The 20,365-nt window shown below is 58.1% G+C and carries 18 protein-coding genes; 8 read left to right on the top strand and 10 right to left on the bottom strand.

The window, feature by feature from the left end; translation table 11 throughout:
• Nucleotides 1-577: 577 nt before the first annotated feature.
• A complete protein-coding gene (locus tag BEN48_RS11405; RefSeq protein WP_070734988.1) occupies nt 578-973 on the bottom strand; it encodes a hypothetical protein in 396 nt (131 codons plus the stop codon).
• Nucleotides 974-1,240: 267 nt separating this feature from the next.
• Between BEN48_RS11405 and BEN48_RS11400 the strand changes: the two genes are divergently transcribed.
• A complete protein-coding gene (locus BEN48_RS11400; protein ID WP_241502255.1) occupies nt 1,241-2,446 on the top strand; it encodes an alpha/beta hydrolase family protein in 1,206 nt (401 codons plus the stop codon).
• Nucleotides 2,447-2,594: 148 nt separating this feature from the next.
• Here BEN48_RS11400 and BEN48_RS11395 read toward each other — a convergent pair whose 3' ends face one another.
• Nucleotides 2,595-3,569, bottom strand: a complete 975-nt coding sequence (locus BEN48_RS11395) for an arginase (RefSeq protein WP_083320998.1) — start codon at nt 3,567-3,569, stop codon at nt 2,595-2,597.
• A 395-nt stretch (nt 3,570-3,964) separates the two neighbouring features.
• Between BEN48_RS11395 and BEN48_RS11390 the strand changes: the two genes are divergently transcribed.
• Nucleotides 3,965-5,380: a type III PLP-dependent enzyme domain-containing protein gene (locus BEN48_RS11390; protein ID WP_070734986.1), complete on the top strand. Its 1,416-nt coding sequence runs from the start codon at nt 3,965-3,967 to the stop codon at nt 5,378-5,380.
• Nucleotides 5,381-5,482: 102 nt separating this feature from the next.
• Nucleotides 5,483-5,638 (top strand): hypothetical protein, encoded by a 156-nt coding sequence (locus tag BEN48_RS19145; protein ID WP_158010163.1) that lies wholly within the window; start codon nt 5,483-5,485, stop codon nt 5,636-5,638.
• A gap of 137 nt (nt 5,639-5,775) precedes the next feature.
• On the opposite strand, the gene BEN48_RS11380 is transcribed toward BEN48_RS19145, so the two are convergent.
• Nucleotides 5,776-6,288 carry a D-glycero-alpha-D-manno-heptose-1,7-bisphosphate 7-phosphatase gene (locus tag BEN48_RS11380; protein WP_070734981.1) on the bottom strand — a complete coding sequence of 171 codons (513 nt, stop codon included), beginning with the start codon at nt 6,286-6,288 and terminating at the stop codon, nt 5,776-5,778.
• Nucleotides 6,289-6,358: 70 nt separating this feature from the next.
• Between BEN48_RS11380 and hemG the strand changes: the two genes are divergently transcribed.
• The 3 genes from hemG to BEN48_RS11365 all read left to right on the top strand — a co-directional run bounded on the left by hemG (nt 6,359) and on the right by BEN48_RS11365 (nt 9,682).
• The gene (gene hemG, locus BEN48_RS11375) at nt 6,359-7,690 is read left to right on the top strand and encodes a protoporphyrinogen oxidase (RefSeq protein WP_070735005.1); all 1,332 of its coding nucleotides are present in this window, start codon (nt 6,359-6,361) and stop codon (nt 7,688-7,690) included.
• 172 nt (nt 7,691-7,862) lie between these two features.
• Nucleotides 7,863-8,615: a polyprenol monophosphomannose synthase gene (locus BEN48_RS11370; RefSeq protein ID WP_070734980.1), complete on the top strand. Its 753-nt coding sequence runs from the start codon at nt 7,863-7,865 to the stop codon at nt 8,613-8,615.
• A 128-nt stretch (nt 8,616-8,743) separates the two neighbouring features.
• Nucleotides 8,744-9,682 carry a TerC family protein gene (locus BEN48_RS11365; RefSeq protein ID WP_070735003.1) on the top strand — a complete coding sequence of 313 codons (939 nt, stop codon included), beginning with the start codon at nt 8,744-8,746 and terminating at the stop codon, nt 9,680-9,682.
• A gap of 190 nt (nt 9,683-9,872) precedes the next feature.
• Here BEN48_RS11365 and BEN48_RS11360 read toward each other — a convergent pair whose 3' ends face one another.
• Nucleotides 9,873-11,996, bottom strand: a complete 2,124-nt coding sequence (locus BEN48_RS11360; RefSeq protein WP_125932599.1) for a transglycosylase domain-containing protein — start codon at nt 11,994-11,996, stop codon at nt 9,873-9,875.
• Between the two features lie 163 nt (nt 11,997-12,159).
• On the opposite strand from BEN48_RS11360, the gene purB reads away from it, so the two are divergent.
• The gene (purB, locus tag BEN48_RS11355; RefSeq protein ID WP_070734976.1) at nt 12,160-13,500 is read left to right on the top strand and encodes an adenylosuccinate lyase; all 1,341 of its coding nucleotides are present in this window, start codon (nt 12,160-12,162) and stop codon (nt 13,498-13,500) included.
• 39 nt (nt 13,501-13,539) lie between these two features.
• On the top strand, nt 13,540-14,628 hold the full coding sequence (locus BEN48_RS11350) for a glycosyltransferase family 9 protein (RefSeq protein ID WP_070734974.1): 1,089 nt from the start codon (nt 13,540-13,542) through the stop codon (nt 14,626-14,628).
• 3 nt (nt 14,629-14,631) lie between these two features.
• Here BEN48_RS11350 and BEN48_RS11345 read toward each other — a convergent pair whose 3' ends face one another.
• From BEN48_RS11345 to BEN48_RS19425, 6 genes are all read right to left on the bottom strand, one after another.
• On the bottom strand, nt 14,632-15,795 hold the full coding sequence (locus BEN48_RS11345; protein WP_070734972.1) for a glycosyltransferase: 1,164 nt from the start codon (nt 15,793-15,795) through the stop codon (nt 14,632-14,634).
• A gap of 54 nt (nt 15,796-15,849) precedes the next feature.
• The gene (locus BEN48_RS11340; protein ID WP_070734970.1) at nt 15,850-16,800 is read right to left on the bottom strand and encodes a glycosyltransferase family 2 protein; all 951 of its coding nucleotides are present in this window, start codon (nt 16,798-16,800) and stop codon (nt 15,850-15,852) included.
• A gap of 19 nt (nt 16,801-16,819) precedes the next feature.
• Nucleotides 16,820-17,344, bottom strand: a complete 525-nt coding sequence (locus tag BEN48_RS11335; protein ID WP_070734968.1) for a DUF4199 domain-containing protein — start codon at nt 17,342-17,344, stop codon at nt 16,820-16,822.
• Between the two features lie 40 nt (nt 17,345-17,384).
• Nucleotides 17,385-17,942 carry a DUF4199 domain-containing protein gene (locus BEN48_RS11330; RefSeq protein WP_158010162.1) on the bottom strand — a complete coding sequence of 186 codons (558 nt, stop codon included), beginning with the start codon at nt 17,940-17,942 and terminating at the stop codon, nt 17,385-17,387.
• A gap of 79 nt (nt 17,943-18,021) precedes the next feature.
• The gene (locus BEN48_RS11325) at nt 18,022-20,079 is read right to left on the bottom strand and encodes a BatA domain-containing protein (RefSeq protein WP_083320994.1); all 2,058 of its coding nucleotides are present in this window, start codon (nt 20,077-20,079) and stop codon (nt 18,022-18,024) included.
• 103 nt (nt 20,080-20,182) lie between these two features.
• Nucleotides 20,183-20,365, bottom strand: a 183-nt coding sequence (locus BEN48_RS19425) for a hypothetical protein (protein WP_206599853.1), incomplete at its 5' end; no start/stop codon positions are given.

Below are 20,365 nucleotides of genomic sequence, written 5' to 3'. Positions count from 1 at the left end.
GTTTACGAAACTCATCGACTAATGGAGTTTCTTAAACTTGGCTCACGTAATGAAGGCGGCACCAAGCCCCAATGCAACTTGCTGGCTGTTTAAGTTAGTAGTTTAAGAAATGGAGCGTTATTTCGTGACGCTTTGCCTTTTTCTCTTTAGCAGGAGCCAAGTTGTGACTGTCGTAAACACCGGCATAATCCCTACGGTCAAGTTGAAGACAACTAGGTTGTTCAAAAAAGGCAGCCAGCTAGAGCTATAAAGCACAGCCCACATAGTCAACGGGTACATGGCGGCTAAAACTATCTTCTCGGTAAGTGGCAGCCGCACGAGCAAAAGCACAGCGAAAAAGAGCAACAGCGCCCCCCCCATGAGGATTATAGTCGGTATTATTTCATTTCCACTCGCAAAGGCCACCGTGGGTAAAAGCAGCAGGGACAAGAGCAATCCGGCTATTCGCTGGTTCATAAATCAGAGTTGAGACAGCGCATTTACGCGAAGGTCAAGTTTATCCAAACGGTCGGAAGGTAGACAGGGCAATTCAGTTTAAGGAGGGTCTAGATGCTTTGGCCACTGGGAATGGGAAACCTCAGAGAAGGCCCATCCCTTGGCTGGTAATTTTTTGGCAATCCAGGTGCAACACTGGTAAATGGTCGATGGCGAGCAGCACGTTCAGTCGTCCCTGCTCGCGCTCCAACGCTTCTGGCGGCAGCAGGCGGAATTCGTCTAGTCCGTAGCCCAGTTCGGGTCGGCCGGTTTTACTCAGCACTGCTTTAACGCGTTGGTGTACCCGCTCCACATCCGCTTTGTGGCGCAGGCCCGAGAGCATGACCTGTTCGCGGCGGTGCTCAAACTGGTTATTGGCGAACGCCACGAGCCGCAGTGTCAACTGCAAGCGGCCACCCGCCGCATCAAATACAAATTCCTCCACGACCGCATCGTGCAGAGCGGCGAAGAAAGCCGGCGTAACGTGTCGAAAAGGCATCGTGTGAAGGTAAAATTGTGCTCCGGTCACTGACCGCAAACGTATTCCGTATGTCTATAAAAACGGTGGAAAACGTGGTCTACTAACTCTTCGCAAGTTAGTCTGCTTAACGTAACCATACCTATGAAAGCGCCCCGCCAGCTACTGGCGGGGCGCTTTGTTTCTACAGCAGCTCAGGCGGCGAGCTGGGGGGGCGGGTTATCTTTCGGAACGCCCACCCCGTTCAAAAACGTTGGCGTTTCAGATTCCAACCAAACCCCGCCCCACTTGCTACCATCCCACTTCCTGACCGTTCCAAAATTCCGTATTATCTGGCTGTTTATAGCCCTGTTGGGGGCTCCAGCCTGCAAGAGCACCCCGCCGGAGCCCGCCCCGGAAGCGCCCGTAGCCGCCGAAACCGTCCTCACCGGCAGCACCTTGATTGCCGAAGTGAGCCCCGCCGACCTGGCCGGGCGGGTGCAGGGCGTGCCGCTGGCGGGCAGTCTGGTGCGCTACCCCATCAAAGCCTACCGCCTCACCTACCGCACCCGCACCCCGGAGGGCACCGAAACCACGGCTTCGGGCGCGGTGCTGGTGCCCGTGGCCACGGCGCCGCTGCCAGTGCTCAGCTACCAGCACGGCACCCTGGAGCCCCGCAGCGAAACCCAGGCCCCCTCCTACTACGCCCCGGGCTCCGACGTGTGGTCGGTGGTGTCGGTGCTGGCTTCCACGGGCTACGTGGTGTCGGCACCCGACTACCTGGGCTACGGCGCTTCCAAGGCCCTGCCCCACCCCTACGAGCACGCCGCCTCGCTGGCCTCGGCCTCGGCCGACATGCTGCGGGCCACCCGGGAGTTTTGCGAGCGGGAGAAAATCGCCGTCAATCAGAAGAATTTCCTCCTCGGCTATTCCGAAGGCGGGTACGCCACCATGGCCCTCCACAAGCTGCTGGAAGAGAAATACGCCACGGCGCTGCCGGTCACGGCCAGCGCGCCCGGCGCGGGTGCCTACCACAAAAGCGCCTTTGCCCGCTACATCCTGAGTGCCACGCAGCCGCTCAGCTTCCTGAGTTCCTACGTGTGGGTGCTGCGCACCTACGACCGCATCTACGCCCTCAACCGGCCCTTCGCCTTCTACTACCAGGAGCCTTACGCCACGCAGCTGCAGGCCGACCCGTTTGGCCCTGTGCCCAGCCAGCAGGCGCAATTATTCGCCCCCGCCTTCCGCAATGCCGTGCTGAACAACAGCGACGCACCCCTGGCCGCCGCCCTGGCCGACAACGACATTCACGACTGGAAGCCGCGCGCGCCGCTGGCCCTGTTCCACGGCACCGCCGACGACTACGTGCCCTTCTTCAACTCCCAGGACGCCTACGACGCCATGCAAAAGCGCGGGGCCACGCAGGTGCAGCTGCGCCCCATACAGGGCGGCAACCACTTCACTTCGGCCACCACCTACACGCTGGGCGCGTACGCGTTTATCAGCCAGTATTAAGGGCACCCCTTGTCATGCTGACGAAGGAAGCATCCTCTCACCGGAGCACGAGTTGTTCTGCGGCTATAGGATGCTTCCTTCGTCAGCATGACAAACTAGGCGGTAGAGATGCTTCGACTACGCTTAGCATGACCTTTTTTTTGGTTTCCTACCTACTCACCACCTCATCCAGCCGCAGGCGCAGCTCAATGGCCTCGGTGGCGGCTTCCAGAATATTGAAGGCATTATTGGCCATGGTGTTCTCGCTATCCAGGGTGGGGTTTATTTCCACCATTTCGAAGCACACCACCCGGTCGTTTTCGAGCAGGGCGCGGCACAGTGCAATGGCTTCGGGCACATCGAGGCCCAGCTCCACCGGCGTGCCGGTGCCCTTACTGAAGCGCGAATCGAGCGAGTCCACATCGAAGGAGATGTACACCATGTCGCAGAAACGCAGCTGCTCGTAAATCTCGCGGGCCACCTGGCGCGGGCCTTTGGCGCGGAACTCCGGCAGCTTGAAGTTCTTGATGCCCAGCTGCTCGATAATGGCGTTTTCCTGTTCCTCGGTGTCGCGCACCACCACGTACACGAGGTGGTCGGGGGTGAGCTTGGGGCCGGGCTCACCCAGGTCCTTCAGGCGGCGCCAGAAAAACTCCGTTTCGGGCTCGGGCACGTTGCGCTGGTGCGCGAGGTTGTCCTGGCCCAGGGCGGCGGCCAGGGGCATGCCGTGCACGTTGCCGCTGGGCGTGGTGTAGGGCGAGTGAATGTCGGCGTGGGCATCAATCCAGACCACGCCCAGGGTTTTGTGCGGGTAGGTGGCCTTGATGCCGGCAATGGTGGCGTTGGCGCTGCTGTGGTCGCCGGCCAGCACCAGCGGGAATTCGCCAAAGCGCAGCGTCTGCTCCACGGCATTGGCGATGCCCTTCTGCACGGTGAGAATGCTGTCGATGTGCTTGGCGAAGGGAAAGTGGTTCTTGTCGAACAGCACGTGGTTCAGGTCGGGCACGACCACGGAGTTGAACCGGCGGAAGTAATCGGAACCCTTGTTGAGGCAGGCCACACGCAGCGCGTCGGGGCCCATGCTGGCGCCGCGCGTACCGGCCCCCAGCTCGGAACGGACTTCCAGTAATTTTATGCGTTTCATCAGGTGGGAATTGGGATAGCAGGATGGCGGCACCGTTTTTTTTAGTGGTGAGTGATTAGTGGTGAGCGGTTAATCATCGGGAGACCGAAAAAAATAACCACTTATCACTAACCGTTAACCGCTAGAATCACGCTGCCTTGCGGCAGAAAGCATCTGCCGTAGCCAAGTCGCTACTGTTCCATCGTCACGATGCAGGGCGGACTTCCAGGAGAACAATGAGTGGTTCTCCGGTTATTATCCTGACCCCGGCGGTACTTTTGTACTGCCCGCCGTAAAGGTCGGAAATTTCCGTTAGTTGTCCGCTGCTGGTTGTCTGTTTTTAGTGAAAAACGTCTGACAACCGGTAACGGATTCCTAACATCTGACAACCAGCAACTGACAACTGACACCTATTCATGGATACCTATCACGACCTAATCTCCCAAACGTTCGATTTCCCCACGGCCGACTTCACCGTGCAGGACCACGAGCTGCGCTTCCACGACATTGACCTCATGGCCCTGGTGGAGAAGTACGGCACCCCGCTGCGCCTCACCTACCTACCCAAAATCAGCTCCCAGATTCAGCGGGCCAAGAAATGGTTTGCCGATGGCATTGCCGAAACCGGTTACACCGGCTCCTATTCCTACGCCTATTGCACCAAGTCGTCGCACTTCCGCTTCGTGCTGGAAGAGGCCCTGAAAAACGACATCCACCTCGAAACCTCGTCGTGGTTTGACATCAGCATCATCCGCAACCTGCACGCCCAGGGCAAGGTCGATAAGCAGAAGCACATCATCTGCAATGGCTTCAAGCCCGAGGCCTACAAAAAGGAAATCGCCGACCTCATCAACGACGGGTTTGTGAACTGCATGCCCATCATCGATTCCCCCAATGAAATCGAATACTACCACGACCACGTGACGGAAAAGGTGAACCTGGGCATGCGCCTGGCTTCTGACGAGGAGCCGCGCTTCCAGTTCTACACCTCGCGCCTGGGCGTGCGCTACGCCGACGCCATCCCCATCTACGAGCAGCGCATCAAGGATGACCCGCGCTTCACGCTCACCATGCTGCACTACTTCATCAGCACCGGCATCAAGGACACGTCCTATTATTGGTCGGAGCTGAGCCGCTTCGTGCACAAGTACTGCGAGCTGCGCAAAGTGTGCCCCACGCTCACCACCATCGACATTGGCGGTGGCCTGCCCATTCAAACCAGCATCCAGCCCGACTACGACTACCCCTACATGGTGGCCGAAATTCTGCGCACCATTCAGCGCATCTGCGCCCAGGAAGGCGTGCCCGAGCCCCACATTTTCACCGAGTTCGGCATCTTCACGGTAGGCGAAAGCGGGGCCACGATTTACAGCATCCTTGACGAAAAACTGCAAAACGACAAGGAGCTCTGGTACATGATTGACGGCTCGTTTATTACCAACCTGCCCGATACCTGGGCCCTCAACCAGCGCTTTATTATGCTGGCTGTCAATGGCTGGGAGAAGCAGTACAAGAAGATTCAGCTCGGCGGTCTTACCTGCGACTCGCAGGATTACTACAACTCCGAAAAGCACATCTACCAGACCTTCCTGCCTGAGCGCAACCAGAGGTCGGCGTCAGCTAAGCTGGCCGATGCGAAGCCGCTGTATGTGGGCTTTTTCCACACCGGCGCCTACCAGGAAAGCCTCAGCGGCTACGGCGGCATCAAGCACTGCCTCATACCCGCGCCCCAGCACATCATCATCGACCGCGCCGAGGACGGCACCCTCTCCGACCATGTTTTTGCGCCCGCCCAGGAAGCGGCCAGTATGATGCACATCCTCGGATACTAAAAATACAATTTTAGCGTTGGCAGATTTTTAGAGAAATATAGGCGTAGCTGCTTATCTTTGAAGCCCAAATCCGCCATCCCTCACTCGTTTTTTACTATCATTATGAAGAAGCTCATTTTACTCGCTGCCGGTTTCGCGACGCTCTCGCTCGGTGCCTGCAACCGCCAGATTTGCCCTGCCTACAGCAGCAGCACCGTAGCGAAGCCCGCTGCCGCGCCCATCACGGCCAGCACCGCTACCCCTGCCGAGCGCCAGTAATTTCGGGTTTTGACAACAAAAAGGCCGGCTCCCTGCACAGGGAGCGCTTTTTGGTGCTGTAGGAACGCACTTTGGCGCGTTCGGCGGCAGGGTGGCACGTGAAATCGTTGAATAATTGAACGCGCCGAAGCGCTTTCCTACATCAATATGATTTCCGTGGCGGCTTGCAGGTCGGCTACGCGGGGCGTAAAATCCACAGCCTCCGTTTCGCCCACCATGATGCCACGAACGCCGATTTTGGCGCCGGCTTCCATGTCGCGGTACCGGTCGCCCACTACCCAGCACTGCGCCGGGTCGAGGTTGAAGCGGGCCACGGCTTTTTCGAACATGCCCGAATCGGGCTTGCGCAGAATGGATTCGCTCACGCTGGGGTGCGCATCGCCAAAATAGAGGGCGTCCAGAGCCCCGTTGCAGGCGGCCTGCAGCTTGGCGTGGCAGGCGTGCACATCGGCTGCGGTGTACAGCTTTTTGGCGATGCCAGCCTGGTTTGTGACCACCACCAGGTAGTAGCCGGCCGCTTTGAGGCGGGCCAGACTTTCGGGCACGCCGGGGCTCACGATGAATTCATCGAGCTTCCACACGTAGTCGCCTATCTCGTCGTTCAGGACGCCGTCGCGGTCCAGGAAAACTGCTTTGTTCTTTGTTGTCATTGGGGCAAAGCTACGGGCCACCGGCAGGATGGCGCAGGTACCTTTGCAGTACTTCTTCCGGAACGACTTTATGAACATTGCCATTATCGGCGGCGGCATCAGCGGCCTTACCCTGGCGTGGTACCTGCAGCGGGCCGGCGTGGCCTACGACCTCTACGAAGCCGACGCCCGCCCCGGGGGCAACCTGCACAGCCTGCACACCCCCGAGGGCTACCTGCTCGAAACCGGCCCCAACTCCCTGCAGCTGAGCCCGGAGCTGGCCGAGCTGCTCACCGAGCTGGGCCTCACCGACCAGATTCAGGACAGCGCTGCCGTGAGCAAGCAGCGCTACGTGCTGCGCGGCGGCCGCTACCGGCAGCTGCCGGGCTCCCCTCCCGCCCTGCTCACCAGCGGCTTCTTCAGCCTCAAAGCCAAGTGGCAGCTGCTGCAGGAGCTGCGCAAGCCCGCCGCGCCCGTGGATGCCGCCGAAACCGTGGCGCACTTTTTCCGCCGCCGCTTCGGCCCCGAAATCCTGGACTACGCCGTCAACCCGTTCATGGCCGGCATCTACGCCGGCGACCCGGAAAAGCTGCTCCTGCACAAAACGTTTCCGCAGCTGGTGGCCCTGGAGCAGGAACACGGCTCGGTGCTGCGCGGCCTGACCAAAACCGGCAAGGGCGCCCCGCGCCGCCGCATCGTCACGCTCAAAAACGGCATTGATACGCTTACCAGCGCGCTGGCCAGCCAGCTCACGCACTACCACCCGGCCACGGCCGTCACGGCCATAGTCCGGCCGGCCAGTGGCGGGTACCAGGTGGAGGTGGCCACCGGCGCTGCCCCCCGCACCTACACGCACCTGGCGCTGGCGCTGCCGGCGTATGCGGCGGCGCCCCTGCTGCAGCGGTTGTTTCCGCAGGCGGCGGCGGCGCTGGCGGCGGTGCACTACCCGCCCATGAGCGTGGTGTTCTCGGCTTACGCGCGCCCGGCCGTGGCGCATCCGCTCCACGGCTTTGGGGCACTGCATCCCAAGGTAGAAGGCGCCTACGCCGCTGGCTCCATCTGGACCAGCGCCCTGTTTCCCGAGCGCGTGCCGGCCGGGCAGGTGCTGTTCACCACGTTCGTGGGCGGGTCGCAATACGAAGCCGCCGCCACCCAACCCGAAGATGCCCAGCGAGCGGCCGTGCACGCCGAGCTGAGTCGTTTCTATAATATTTCAGCCCCCCCGCTCTGGCAGGGCCGCTACCTGTGGCCGCGCAGCATCCCGCAGTTCGATGCCCGCATTGTGGCCGCCCACGCCGCAGCCGCTCAGCTCGAAGCCGAAAACATTGTCTCCGTCGCCAACTGGCGGGCGGGCGTGAGCGTGCCCGACTGCGTGCGCTACGCCAAAAACACAGCCGCCATACTAACGCAGCCTCAAAGTTGATTGTGGTCTTTTGAGCGGGGAATAAGAACGCAGGATGTTACGCTTTTATCCCCCGCACCAACCCTGGGAGTTGCCTCGATTGGGTACTCCTTTCCCACTTCATCGATGTTCATCATCCATTACAGGCTGCCGCCAGTGCAGCTTCGTACCCCGAAACCCTATCTTTGAGCCCATGAGTGCTGGCGTCGTCCTAATTCCTACTTACAACGAGCGCGAAAACGCGGAGCTGATAATCCGGAAGGTGATGTCGTTGCCGAGAGCCTTTGATGTGCTCGTCATCGACGATGGCTCGCCCGATGGCACGGCCGCCATTGTGCGCAGCCTGCAGGCCGAGTTTCCCGGACGGCTTTTCTTAGAAGAGCGAAGTGGCAAGCAGGGCCTGGGCACTGCCTACATTTTTGGCTTTACGTGGGCGCTGGCGCGCGGCTACGAGTACGTGTTTGAGATGGACGCCGACTTCTCGCACAACCCCGACGACCTACTGCGCCTGCACGACGCTTGCCTAATCGGAGGTTACGACCTGGCTATTGGCTCGCGCTACATCCAGGGCGTGAACGTGGTGAACTGGCCCATGTCGCGGGTGCTGATGTCCTATTTCGCTTCGCAATATGTGCGATTCGTCACGGGCATGCCCATTCACGACGCCACGGCCGGCTTCAAGTGCTATTCCACGCGGGTGCTGCGCAGCATCGACCTGCCCAATATACACTTTGTGGGCTATGCCTTTCAAATTGAGATGAAGTGGCTGGCTTACCAGCTGGGCTTCCGCATCAAGGAGGTTCCCATCATTTTCACCGACCGCACGCGGGGCACCTCCAAGATGTCGAAAGGCATTGTGCAGGAAGCCTTCTTCGGCGTGTTGCAAATGAAAATCAGCAGTTGGCTGCGCCCGCTCAAGCCGGTAGGCAACGCGGTAGCGTCGTAGCGAGTAAACCGGCTTGCCAGAACTGCGGTTTTCATTGAATCCCAGGAGCTGCCGCCCACCTACTGCCCTTGGCCAGCAGCTTTCCTTTTGCTACCCGCTTGCTGCCCCAAGCGTATCTTGCCCAACGCATGCAGAACACCCCCCTTTTCTGGTTAATTTTCAACGTGTTTGTTATCGGGCTGCTCTTGCTCGATTTGCTGGTATTCAACCGCAAGGCCCACGCCGTGAAGATGCGCGAAGCGCTGGGCTGGAGCGCCTTCTGGGTGGTTCTTTCGCTGGCCTTCAACTTCCTGGTGTACCGCACCATGGGCTCCGAAGCCGGCCTGCAGTGGCTCACGGGCTACCTGGTTGAAAAAGCACTGAGCGTCGACAATTTGTTTGTCTTTCTTCTCATTTTCAACTACTTCAAGGTTCCCGACCAGTACCAGCATCGTATTTTGTTCTGGGGGGTACTTGGGGCGCTCATTCTGCGGGCGGTGTTCATTCTGGTGGGGGGCGCGCTCCTGGCCAAGTTCCACTTCCTCATCTACATCCTCGGCGCGTTCCTGATGTACACCGGCGTGAAAATGGGCCTGAGCGGCGACCAGCCCGACATCGACCCCGAAAACAACCCGGTGGTGCGGTTCCTGAGCCGCCACCTGCCCATTACCCGCCAGATGGAAGGCGGCAAATTCTTCGTGCGCCGCGACGGCGTGCGGTTTGCCACGCCCTTGTTTGTGGTGCTGGTGATGGTAGAAACCACCGACGTGGTGTTTGCGGCCGATAGCATTCCCGCCATCCTGGCCATCACCCGCGATACCTTTATCGTATTCACGTCCAACGTTTTTGCCTTATTGGGCCTGCGCGCCATGTACTTCGCCCTGGCCGGCATGATGCGCCTGTTCCACTACCTGCACTACGGCCTGTCGCTGATACTTGTGTTCATCGGCGCCAAAATCCTGCTCGAAAGCTTCTACCGCATTCCCATGCCCGTTGCGCTGGGCGTAGTGGGCGGCCTGCTCCTGTTCAGCGTGCTGGCTTCGTTGATGTGGCCCAAAGCGGAGGCGTCAGAAGCAAAGGCAGAGTAGTGTTGTGTGGAGGCAGTTCCTGTTGCCTGTCAATAATTTGCGGTCAAATGACTGCAACTGAAAAACCGTCAGGCTGAGCGAGTCGAAGCACTTCTACGGAGCAAGTAATTGGGTTTACTATTGCAGTAGCGATGCTTCGACTGCGCTCAGCATGACGGCCTTATAGCTACAGCCACTTCTAAGCGACAACCTACTTGGGAGGGTTAACACCGGGCACGCCGGAGTTAACGCCTGCATCGGGAGTCGTGGCGCCGGTGTTGAGCAAGTCAATCAGATTGAGCGGCTCAAACTGGCTGGAATCAGCAGCGGCCGTGACGCGCGTGGTATCGGGGCGCGCGGCGAAATTCATGAACTGACGCGCCGGCCCGTTCAGACTCAGGGAGTACGGCATGTTATCGCGGTCAGCGTCCCGGATAAGGCCGCGTGTGACCATGATGTTCGCGATGAGGCGGAAGAAGTACCGGGTGCTGCTACGCAGCCCGCCGTAGGCATCAAATGAGTACCGCGAGTACTTGGGCTTGGGAATGATGCTGGCCAGGTACAGGCTTTCGGACAAGTTCAGCTCGCTGGGGCGCTTGCCGTAGTAGAACAGGGCGGCGTCTTTCACGCCGTATACGCCACGCTTGCCGCTGGGCCAGCGGTACTTGCTGGGCCCCCACTCAATGATGTTGAGGTACACCTCAAACATGCGCTGCTTGCTGGCAATGCGGGTATTTTCGAGCAGCCACACAATCAGGGCTTCTTCCACCTTGCGGGCCACGGTTTTTTGGCGGGTCAAAAACACGTTTTTCACCAGCTGCATCGAGAGCGTGCTGCCACCGCGGGCAAAGCGCTTTTCCTTGATGTTCTGAATGGCCGATTTGACGAAAGCCTTTTCCATGAAGCCCTTGTGCGTGAAGAAGCGCGGGTCCTCGGCCGTGGTAATGGCGTGAATGAGGTAGGGCGACACGTCGTTGTAGGGTACAAAATCCTGGTTGGGTGGGCCCACGGTGAAGGTGCGCACCGAGTCGCCCTTGTCGTTGTACACGGTGTGCTGGAAGGCGGTGTTCAGCTTGCTCAAGTCCTGCTCGCCTTCGCCGAAGCTGGTGAGCTTGAAGTTCTTGCCCTGCAGGCGCGAGTCAAACCTGAGGCTGTCGACCTGCGCCATGTCGAGGCTGCCGCTCATGCTGTACGTGAGGGTACCCGTGCCCTGCACGCCCCGCACTTCGTCGAAAATACCGGTGGGAAGCGACGAGAAGAAGTCGTTGGCCTGAGTTTCAGCCGAGCGCACCTTGATGGCAATGGCCCGGCTGGGCTTCATGCGCACGCTGATTTCGGGATACATCACTATCTTATTCACTGTGACCTGGCTGCCTTTCTCCAGCGCAACCGTGCCCCGGCCCAGCGTGGCCACAAAATCGAGGGCGCCGCTTTTCACCTCAATCTCATCGGCGGCCAGCTTGGGATGGTAGAGGCTGAAGTTGCGGGCGGCCACCGAGCCGCGCACGCTAAGCTCGCCCCCGGTGCTGTTGTTTTCAAAATCCTTGCCGTCGAGGCGCACCAGCACCGTATCGAAGCTCACCATGGCCCCAAACCGGCGGGGCACGTACGGCAGCTGCACCGACCCGCCCACGCCATACACACGCGCCGTGAGGGCGTAGTCGCGGGGCTCGATGTGCCCGCTGATGCCCAACTCGTTTGATACAGAATCGATGTTGGCCGTGAGGCGTCCAGAAATGTCGCCGTCCTCAATTTTGAGCTCCGGCAGATTCAGAAATGCCGTGTGGCGCACGCTGAGGTAGCTCACGTAGAAGTCCCGGAAGCGGGCCTGGCCCGGCACGTTATCAAAGGCAGCTTCCAGTACCTGGTTGAGCAGCAGGCCGTAATTGGTGCCCTTGGTGGTGTCTACCGGCACCGTGCTGGCTTTCTGCTTTTTCACCAGAAAGCTGTAGTTATTGCTGGTCGCGGTTTTGCGGGCCGTGAGGCGGGCCGTCAGAATTTCGAGCTCACTAAATACCGGGCGGCCGGCAAACAGGGAGCGCACGCTCAGGCTGGCCTGTAAGCGCCTGGCCGTCAACAGCGTATCGGTGGGGGTGGCGCGGGGCACCAGGCTCATGCCTGAAATCTCCACGGTTTTGAAGCCCACGAACTGGGCAGGTCCCAGGGTCAGAATCACAGGGTATTTGCGTTCTACCTTGGCCTTTACTTCTCCCAGCGCATAGGTGAGCAGCTGCTGGCGCTTCCACTGAAATACAGCGAAAGCCAGCAGCAACAGAACAGCAAAGCTGCCCAAAATGCCGAAAATAAGTCGTTTGCGGGAAGGGGATATATACACGGAACTCAATAATGTGGGCTGGTTCGCCAGCGCCAAAGGTAAGAATAACAGAAGCCTTAATGCGTAATTGCCCCCGCCGGGCTACACAGGCTATACGCAGGATGAGACTCACGGTGCAGCCCGGCAATAGGCTGCCCCTGTTCTGCCCCGTACTTTTGCGCTCATGCCCAGTCCCCTCACCGCTCTTTCGCCCCTCGACGGGCGCTACGCCCGCGCCACCGCCCCTCTGGCCCAGCGCTTCTCCGAAATGGCCCTGATACGCTACCGCGTGCTCGTCGAAGTAGAGTATTTCATCGCCCTGGCCGAGCTGCCATTGCCCCAGCTGCAGGCAGTTCCAGCTGATGTCTTTCCGGCGCTGCGCCAACTTTACGAGGGGTTTGCCGAGGCCGACGCCGACGCCGTGAAAGCGCACGAAGCCGTAACGAACCACGACGTAAAAGCAGTAGAATACTGGCTGCGCGACCGGTTTACAGCATTGGGCCTGGGCAATTACCTGGAGTTTATTCACTTCGGCCTCACGTCGCAGGACATCAACAACACGGCCATCCCGTTGAGTTTCCGCGACGCGTTGATGGGGGTGCTGCTCCCGGCTTTTGCGCAGGTGCGCAACGCCCTGGCGGCGCGGGCGCAGGAGTGGGCCGCCGTGCCCATGCTGGCCCGCACCCACGGCCAGCCGGCCTCGCCCACGCGCCTGGGCAAAGAAATTGAGGTGTTTGTGGCGCGGCTCGATGCCCAAGTGGCGCTGCTGGCGCAGGTACCCTTTGGCGCTAAGTTTGGCGGCGCCACCGGCAACTTCAACGCCCACTACGTGGCTTACCCCCAAGTGGACTGGCACGCTTTTGCCGCCACCTTCGTCAACGACCGGCTGGGCCTGCACCGCTCCTTCCCCACCACCCAAATTGAGCACTACGACCACCTGGCCGCGCATTGCGACGGCCTCAAACGGCTGAATACCATTCTGCTAGACCTCGCCCGCGACGTGTGGCAATACATTTCCCTCGGCTACTTCAAGCAAACCATCAAAGCCGGCGAAGTGGGCTCTTCGGCCATGCCGCACAAGGTCAATCCCATCGACTTTGAAAACGCCGAAGGCAACCTGGGCGTAGCCAGTGCCCTGCTTGAGCACTTTGCTGCCAAATTGCCCATCTCCCGCCTCCAGCGCGACCTCACCGACTCCACGGTACTCCGCAACCTGGGCGTTCCGCTGGGCCACATTCTCATTGCCCTGGGCGCCCTGCAGCGCGGCCTGGGCAAGCTGGCCCTCGACGAATCGGCGTTGCAGCGCGACCTCGAAGCCAACTGGGCCGTGGTGGCCGAAGGCATCCAAACCATCCTGCGCCGCGAAGCCTACCCCGACCCCTACAACGCCCTCAAGGCCCTCACCCGTACGGGCGAGGCCATTTCGGCCAGTAGCATCGGGGCGTTTATCGACGGGCTGGACGTGAGTGAGGATATTAAAACTGAGCTACGGACCATTACGCCGTCCAGTTATGTAGGGGCTTAAAGCCGCCTACCTTTGGGTTCCATCCTTTTGCCGCTTCCCTTGACGCTTCACCCCGATTGCCGCCATTTTCGCGGCGACCTGCCCTGCCGCCCCAACAAAACCCACGGCTACGTCTGCGAGGGCTGCCCGATCTACGCGCCCGTCACGCAACGGGTGCTCATCATCAAGCTGGGCGCCATCGGCGACGTGATTCGCACCACGCCGCTGCTGCGGCGCCTGCGCCAGGAGCGGCCGGGCTGCGCCATTACCTGGCTCACGCTCACGCCGGCCATTCTGCCCCAGGCTGAGATTGAGGAGATTCTAAAATTTGATTTCGCCAGCGCCCTGCAGCTGCAGGCCCGGCAATTTGATGTCGTCATCAACCTCGACAAAGAGAAGGAAGCCTGCGCGCTGCTGAACACCATCGAGGCCAAAGAGAAATACGGCTACGCCCTGCGCCCTCACGACGGCGTGGCATGGCCCGTGAATGCGCTGGCCGAGCATAAATTCCTCACCGGGGTTTTCGACCAAGTGAGCCAGGCCAATACCAAGCCCTACGTGCAGGAGATATTCGAGCTTTGTGGGTTTGATTTTCGGGGTGAAGAGTACGTGTTCGATACTCACGAGGACAAGGGCTACGACTGGAGTTCTCTGCCCACCACGCAGCCCCGCATTGGCCTGAACACCGGTTGCGGCGACCGGTGGACCACCCGCCTGTGGAGCGACGAAAAGTGGATTACACTCATTCAGGGCCTGCAGGCAACCGGCTACACGCCCGTGCTGCTGGGCGGCGAGGCCGAAGATGCCCGCAACCGCGTGCTACAAACCGCCACCGGTGCGGCCTACCCGGGCACCTTCCCCCTGCCCCAGTTCATCAACCTGATGAACCAAATGGATGGCATCGTGACCCAGGTAACCATGGGCATGCACATCAGCATTGCCCTGCGCAAGCCCACCATCCTGATGAACAACATCTTCAATCCCCACGAATTCGACCTCTACGGACGGGGCCAAATTGTGCAGCCTAACAAAGACTGCGTGTGTTTTTACCGGGGCAGCTGCAAATTGGGCACCAGCTGCATGGAGGATTTACCAGCCGAAAAAGTGCTGGCCGCCGTGCAAAGTACCCTGCCGCTGCACGTAGTGTAGCGCCTACTCGGGGTTCTTGCCTCCCAAGCCTGCCACCTGCTTGAGCGCGGCAACCATGAGTGGCCAGGAAAACTGTTTTTTCTGCTCCCGAACGCCAGAGGCAAAGTTCTCCTCCCGGCTGTTGGCATAAAAATCAACAATGGCATCGGCAATGGCCGCCGGGGAAGGCGGCACCACGTACCCCACCACGCCGTCGGGAATCAGCTCGGCCAGCCCGCCCACGTCCGTCACCAGCATGGGCCGCTCAAAATGATAGGCAATTTGGGAAACGCCGCTCTGGGTGGCGTTTTTGTACGGCTGCACCACCAAATCGGCGGCGCAGAAGTAGTCCACCACCTGCTCGTTGGGTATAAAATCGGTGGCCCGCACTATCCGTTCTTCCAGATTATGCCGCTGAATAAGCGCATTATACGGCGCGGCATCTTCGTAAAACTCACCGGCCACAATCAGCTTAACCGGCAGCGCAGCCACACGGGCATCGGCAAATGCTTCCAGCATAATATCCAGCCCTTTGTAAGCCCGGATAAACCCAAAAAACAACAAGTAGCCCGTCGATTCAGAAAGCCCCAGCGCCTGCAAGGCCGCGGCTTTCGGTTTTATTTGGCCGAAATTGTCGTACAAGGGATGCGGGCGGTACAGGGCCGGCTTGCTGCCGAAACCCAGCCGTTGCAAATCAGCCAGCACGCTGCGGCTCATGGTCACAAACCCGTCGCAGGCGCTCAGAAAGTACCGGGTAAGCGGCCCGTCGCCGGGCCGCTTTTCGTGGGGAATCACATTGTCGGTGATGGCTACTACCCGCGTGTGGCCGTTGCCGCGCACCAATCGCGCCACCGAACCCAGCGCCGGCCCCATAAACGGCAGCCAAAACCGGAATATCACCAGGTCCGGCCGCTCGGCGCGCAGCCGGCGCCCCACCTGCCACCACGACCACGGGCTCACCGAGTTCAGGCTTACTTCAATCGCCACATCTGCCGGCCCGGCCTCCGTACTAAACTGCGTTTGCCCGGGAAATAAGAAGTCCGGGTATTGCAGCGAAAACGTAACAATGCGCACTGCATCGCCCGCCTCGGCAAAAGCACGCGCCAGCCGCTCGTTATAGGTAGCCAGCCCGCCCCGCAACGGGTACGCCGGGCCAATTATTACCACTTTCATTTTTTCGGTTGCCATCCAGCAGCTAGTCAAGAGCATTGGCAAACACCCCTGCTTGCGCAGCAATGGGCGTTAGTTAAGGGTTTCCCGCACCAGGTAATCGTCACGTTTCGGGCCGTTCAGCTGAATCATTTCACCCAGGAATCCGGCCACAAATAGCAGCACCCCCACAATTACCGCCGTCAGGGCCATGAAGAACAACGGCTGTTCCGTCACCTGCCGCGCCTTTAGGTTGTGCATCGACAGCCATACCTTCTCGCCCGTCAGCCAGAGTGTAATCAGCAGGCCCAGCAGAAACGACAACGTACCCAACGTCCCAAAAAAGTGCATCGGTGCCCGCCGGAATCGGCCCACAAACGTAATGCTCAGCAAGTCCAGAAATCCGAAGATGAAGCGCTCCAGGCCAAATTTAGTCACACCGTATTTGCGCTCCTGGTGCTGCACCACCTTCTCCCCAATCTTGCGAAACCCGTTCCATTTCGCAATGACGGGAATGTAGCGGTGCATCTCGCCGTACACTTCTATACTTTTTATTACCCGCGAATCGTACGCCTTCAGCCCGCAATTAAAATCATGCAGCTGAATGCCCGACATGGCCCGGGTAGCGCCATTAAAGAGCTTGGTGGGGATGGTTTTCGACAGCGGGTCGTAGCGCTTCTGCTTCCAGCCGCTCACCAGGTCGTATTTGTCCTCCACAATCATGCGGTAGAGCTCCGGCAGCTCCTCCGGCGAATCCTGCAAGTCGGCGTCCATGGTAAAAACCACCCGGCCCCGCGCGGCTTCAAACCCCACGTTGAGGGCCGCAGACTTGCCGTAGTTCCGGTTGAACCGGATGCCCCGCAAGGAGCTATCCACCGCCGCCAGTTCCTCAATCACTGCCCAGGAATCATCCGTCGACCCGTCGTCAATCAGAATTACCTCATACGTCAGGCTGTGCGCGTTAAGCACCTTCCCTATCCAGCGCGTGAGTTCAGGCAACGATTCTGCCTCGTTCAGCAGCGGAATGACGATGGATGCTTCCACCGGAAAAACGACAGATGGCTTATTCAAATTCTGGCTTCGTATGCTTAATAAAAGCGGAAATGACCAACGACAACAACAAGCCGACCAACACGCTCGAAATCACAACGGCAACTACCATAAAGGGCCCGTTCATAAACTTTCCAGCCATGGCCATGCTCTGGTCGATTTGCTCGTCCGTCAGCTTACCGCCCTCTTCCATGCCGGCCCGCACCTTCTCCGTCATGCGGCTCACGGCGTCCGGGTCGATAACGTTCATGTACACATACGTGAAAATAGCGCTGAGCGCCCCCACCACTGCCGAAACCAGAATCCCAATACCCAGCCCTTCACCATAGCTCATAAAGCCGAAATTACTGGCCTTGTAGTAGCGCATAGCCATTATTAATCCTCCAATCAACACCAAATAACCAACGTATTTGATGGGACTGTCCTCCATTTGGGCAGCGAAAAGGCCGAAGGAGAAGATGATGCTCACCAATCCCGTGAGCAGCCCATAGCGCATACCAACCGAAGTGGTTGAAACCGGAGTAGAACTTGTTTCCATGTGGTATTTGAATGGTATATGAGCGGAAAGGTAGACTAAATTACTCCCGCAGAAAAATACCAGCCGGAATAGCCAAAGCTAGGCCCAAAAGCATAATCTGAGTGAAATTCCCACCAGCCAATTCCCGGGATGTGATGTTGCCTACGTTGCGAATCTGCTGCTGCATTTCCTGCTCGCTGCGCTTCACTTTGGGATTTTCCCGCTGTTGGGCACGCACAATTTCCAGCATTTCTGCCCGATTCAAGTCCAGTGCCTTCTCGCCCGCAACTGCCGCCAGGCCCATAAGGCTTAGAGAAGAAATGACGGCCGCCACCAGTACGGTAAGGGCCCCCACTCTCAAAGCGCGCCCCAATCCCGGTTTTTCGGGCTTCAGCTTTCGGCGCATCACCCATTGACTTGCAACCGCCGCCAATGGCACGAGTAGCTGCGCAAGAATTTGCTTGGGCCCGAAGGCATTATTACCGCTCATGTGCAAAAACAGCATCCATCCTGCGCACACCAGCCCCACCCCAACACCAAAGCGCAACCCCACCCGAGTTACCTCCCCATCTATTGCCTTCACACTGGATATCGGGGGTCGAACGGAAGAGTCAGCCATAATTAAATGCATCAATTAAGGCAGCAAGATACGGCCTCAAACTGCTTCACGGCACAAAAGAAGCAAGTCTGCTCCTTGATCAAGCCGCGCTCAGCTTGGCCCCAGGCTTGCGCCCCCCCCCGAATCGCACCAACATTGCCTCGGCTAGCAGGCAGACCAGCGCCAGCGCTACAAAATACCGCCAAAGCGGCGTTCCTGCTTGTTCAGACCGGTATTTTGCTAAGTCTAATCCGTCGACGTCACCATCGAGCACCTGCATATTCGGCCTGTTTGGCCCTATCAGTGCCCGCAGTTCGTCCGCAGAGTAACTCGCCAGCTCCGATTCTTGCTTGCTCTGGTTGAAAGCAAGCGTAGTTATGATGCTGGCACCTCTCTTAACCTGGTAAAATCCAGCCTGGTCCATGCCTTCCGGCAGTTCCAATTGCACTTCCTGACCCACCACGCGTTGCGGTGGAATAAACACTAAACTGTCCTTCACAAAGCGAAAGCCTGTTTCATCCCCCTGCCGCCTATCGTTCAACGTAGCCCCCGACTCTCGGCCCAACTGCAACGCCACACTCCTACTCGACAGCCGGTAAGCCGGCAGTTGCTCGTTTCGGTAGCTCAACATCGCCATCCGGTACATCACCGGCACAAACAGCGCATGCGCCACAAAATCAGAATATTCCCTGGTAAAAGGGGCAGAAAACACATAGACGTGACCGGCGCCGCTGGCAAACTTAGCCAGATAACTATCACCATCCCGCAGCCGCAGAATATCTGTTCCTGTGCGGGCCCAACGCAGTACAGGAGCAACCCGCGGCATGGTCACCGCACGTTGCTGCGCCCCAAAAACATTTCTAAAGAAAGGCTCTCGGGCATTTGGCATGGCTACTTCACGGAGCTCTGGTGCAACTGACTTTTGCTCCCATTCCACGGTGCCTAGCCCCAGGTCAGTAAAAAGCAGTTGGTAGCTGCGGCGCCCCACTGGCTCACTACTGGGCACTACTACCACGCTGCCACCACGCTTCAGCACAGCGCGCAGCCCCTCTCGCAAGCCAGCCTCAACCTCCTTCACCTCGCGCACCACAACCAAATCAGCCTCCCGCAACCGGGCATAATCCACACTGCCCGTCCTCGAAAATGAGTAGGAAAACAACGGCTCGTTTGCATACAAACCCCTAGTAACTGACTCGTTACCAATTTCTAAAATCTTAATTAAGCCCGCCGGTTGTAAGGTAAAATTGAAAACATTATCGAAGGTCACGGCAGGGTCCTCCGTGACTACCCTTCCCAATACCATCACATCGTCTTGCACCTGCACTTGCAGCACATGGGTCGTAGCCTGACCAGCCCCCACATCTACTCGGAAAGCACCAACCTGGTGGTTCCCAAGGAATACTTTCACAGGACAATCCTGCGCTGCCAATGCCCCTCCATTTCGCAATAGCACATGCAATCCCACATTCATGCGAGGCCTTACAAAGGCATCATCCAGCCACACACTATCAACATACACGTTAGCAGCGGGCTTGGCAACTATAGGTAGTAAAATAACCTTGCCCTGCCCGTCAATCTTATCAATTACCTCACCATCAATAGCATTGCGCTGAAAGTCAGATATTATATATAAGTCTCTAGCATCATTATCCCTACTACCAATTTTAGATAAAGGCTGCTGTGCACTTATACTGAGACCATCAAGTTTTTCAAGATACAACGAACTAGAAACTAAATTATTTCCAGTGTTCAACAATCTGAAATAGTTTAATGCCTTGTTACCCATTGCTAGCCCTCTAGCCTGCGCAACAGCACTTTCAAATATATTCTCTTCTATCTTACCCCTCCTTTGAGTGCTCATAGAGTTATCTACAAATACATCAATACCACCATTACTACCGTTAGCAGCAGCTCGGGAATTGGCAATGAAAGGCTGAGCAAAAGCAATTACCAGAGCAACTACTCCTAGTATCCTTATCAGTAACAACACAAGGTTCTGCACCCTGCGATGCTTAACCATTGTTACCTCAACCTCCCTTATGATAGATGTATTAGTAAATAATACTCGTTGGGGCCGCCTCAAATTCAATAAATGAATAACCACAGGAATGGCTACTGCTCCTAAACCAGCCAAGAACCACGGATACACTAATTGCATTGTTCGCTTATTAAAGTCAATACGCTACCTGATAATAACCTAAATTGAACAGCAACTTTAAAGCGTAATTGTTAAAGGATTGAGCTAATAATCATCGAAATAATTACGCAAATAAAAATGAAAGATAACTTGGAACGCTTATATCGCCCTGAATGAAATTCTTTTGGGGGGGGTTGGTATAAAAGCGAATGCCTGCCGCTGGTGAAAGCGGCAGGCATTGCGGGATGTAAGGTTGGCGGCGACCGACTCTCCCACCGGTGAAGGCAGTACCATAGGCGCACCGGGG

This window comes from Hymenobacter glacialis (genome assembly GCF_001816165.1).
Taxonomy (GTDB): domain Bacteria; phylum Bacteroidota; class Bacteroidia; order Cytophagales; family Hymenobacteraceae; genus Hymenobacter; species Hymenobacter glacialis.
The sequence above is the reverse complement of the archived record's forward strand: the minus strand, read 5'-3'. Positions and strand labels throughout refer to the sequence as shown.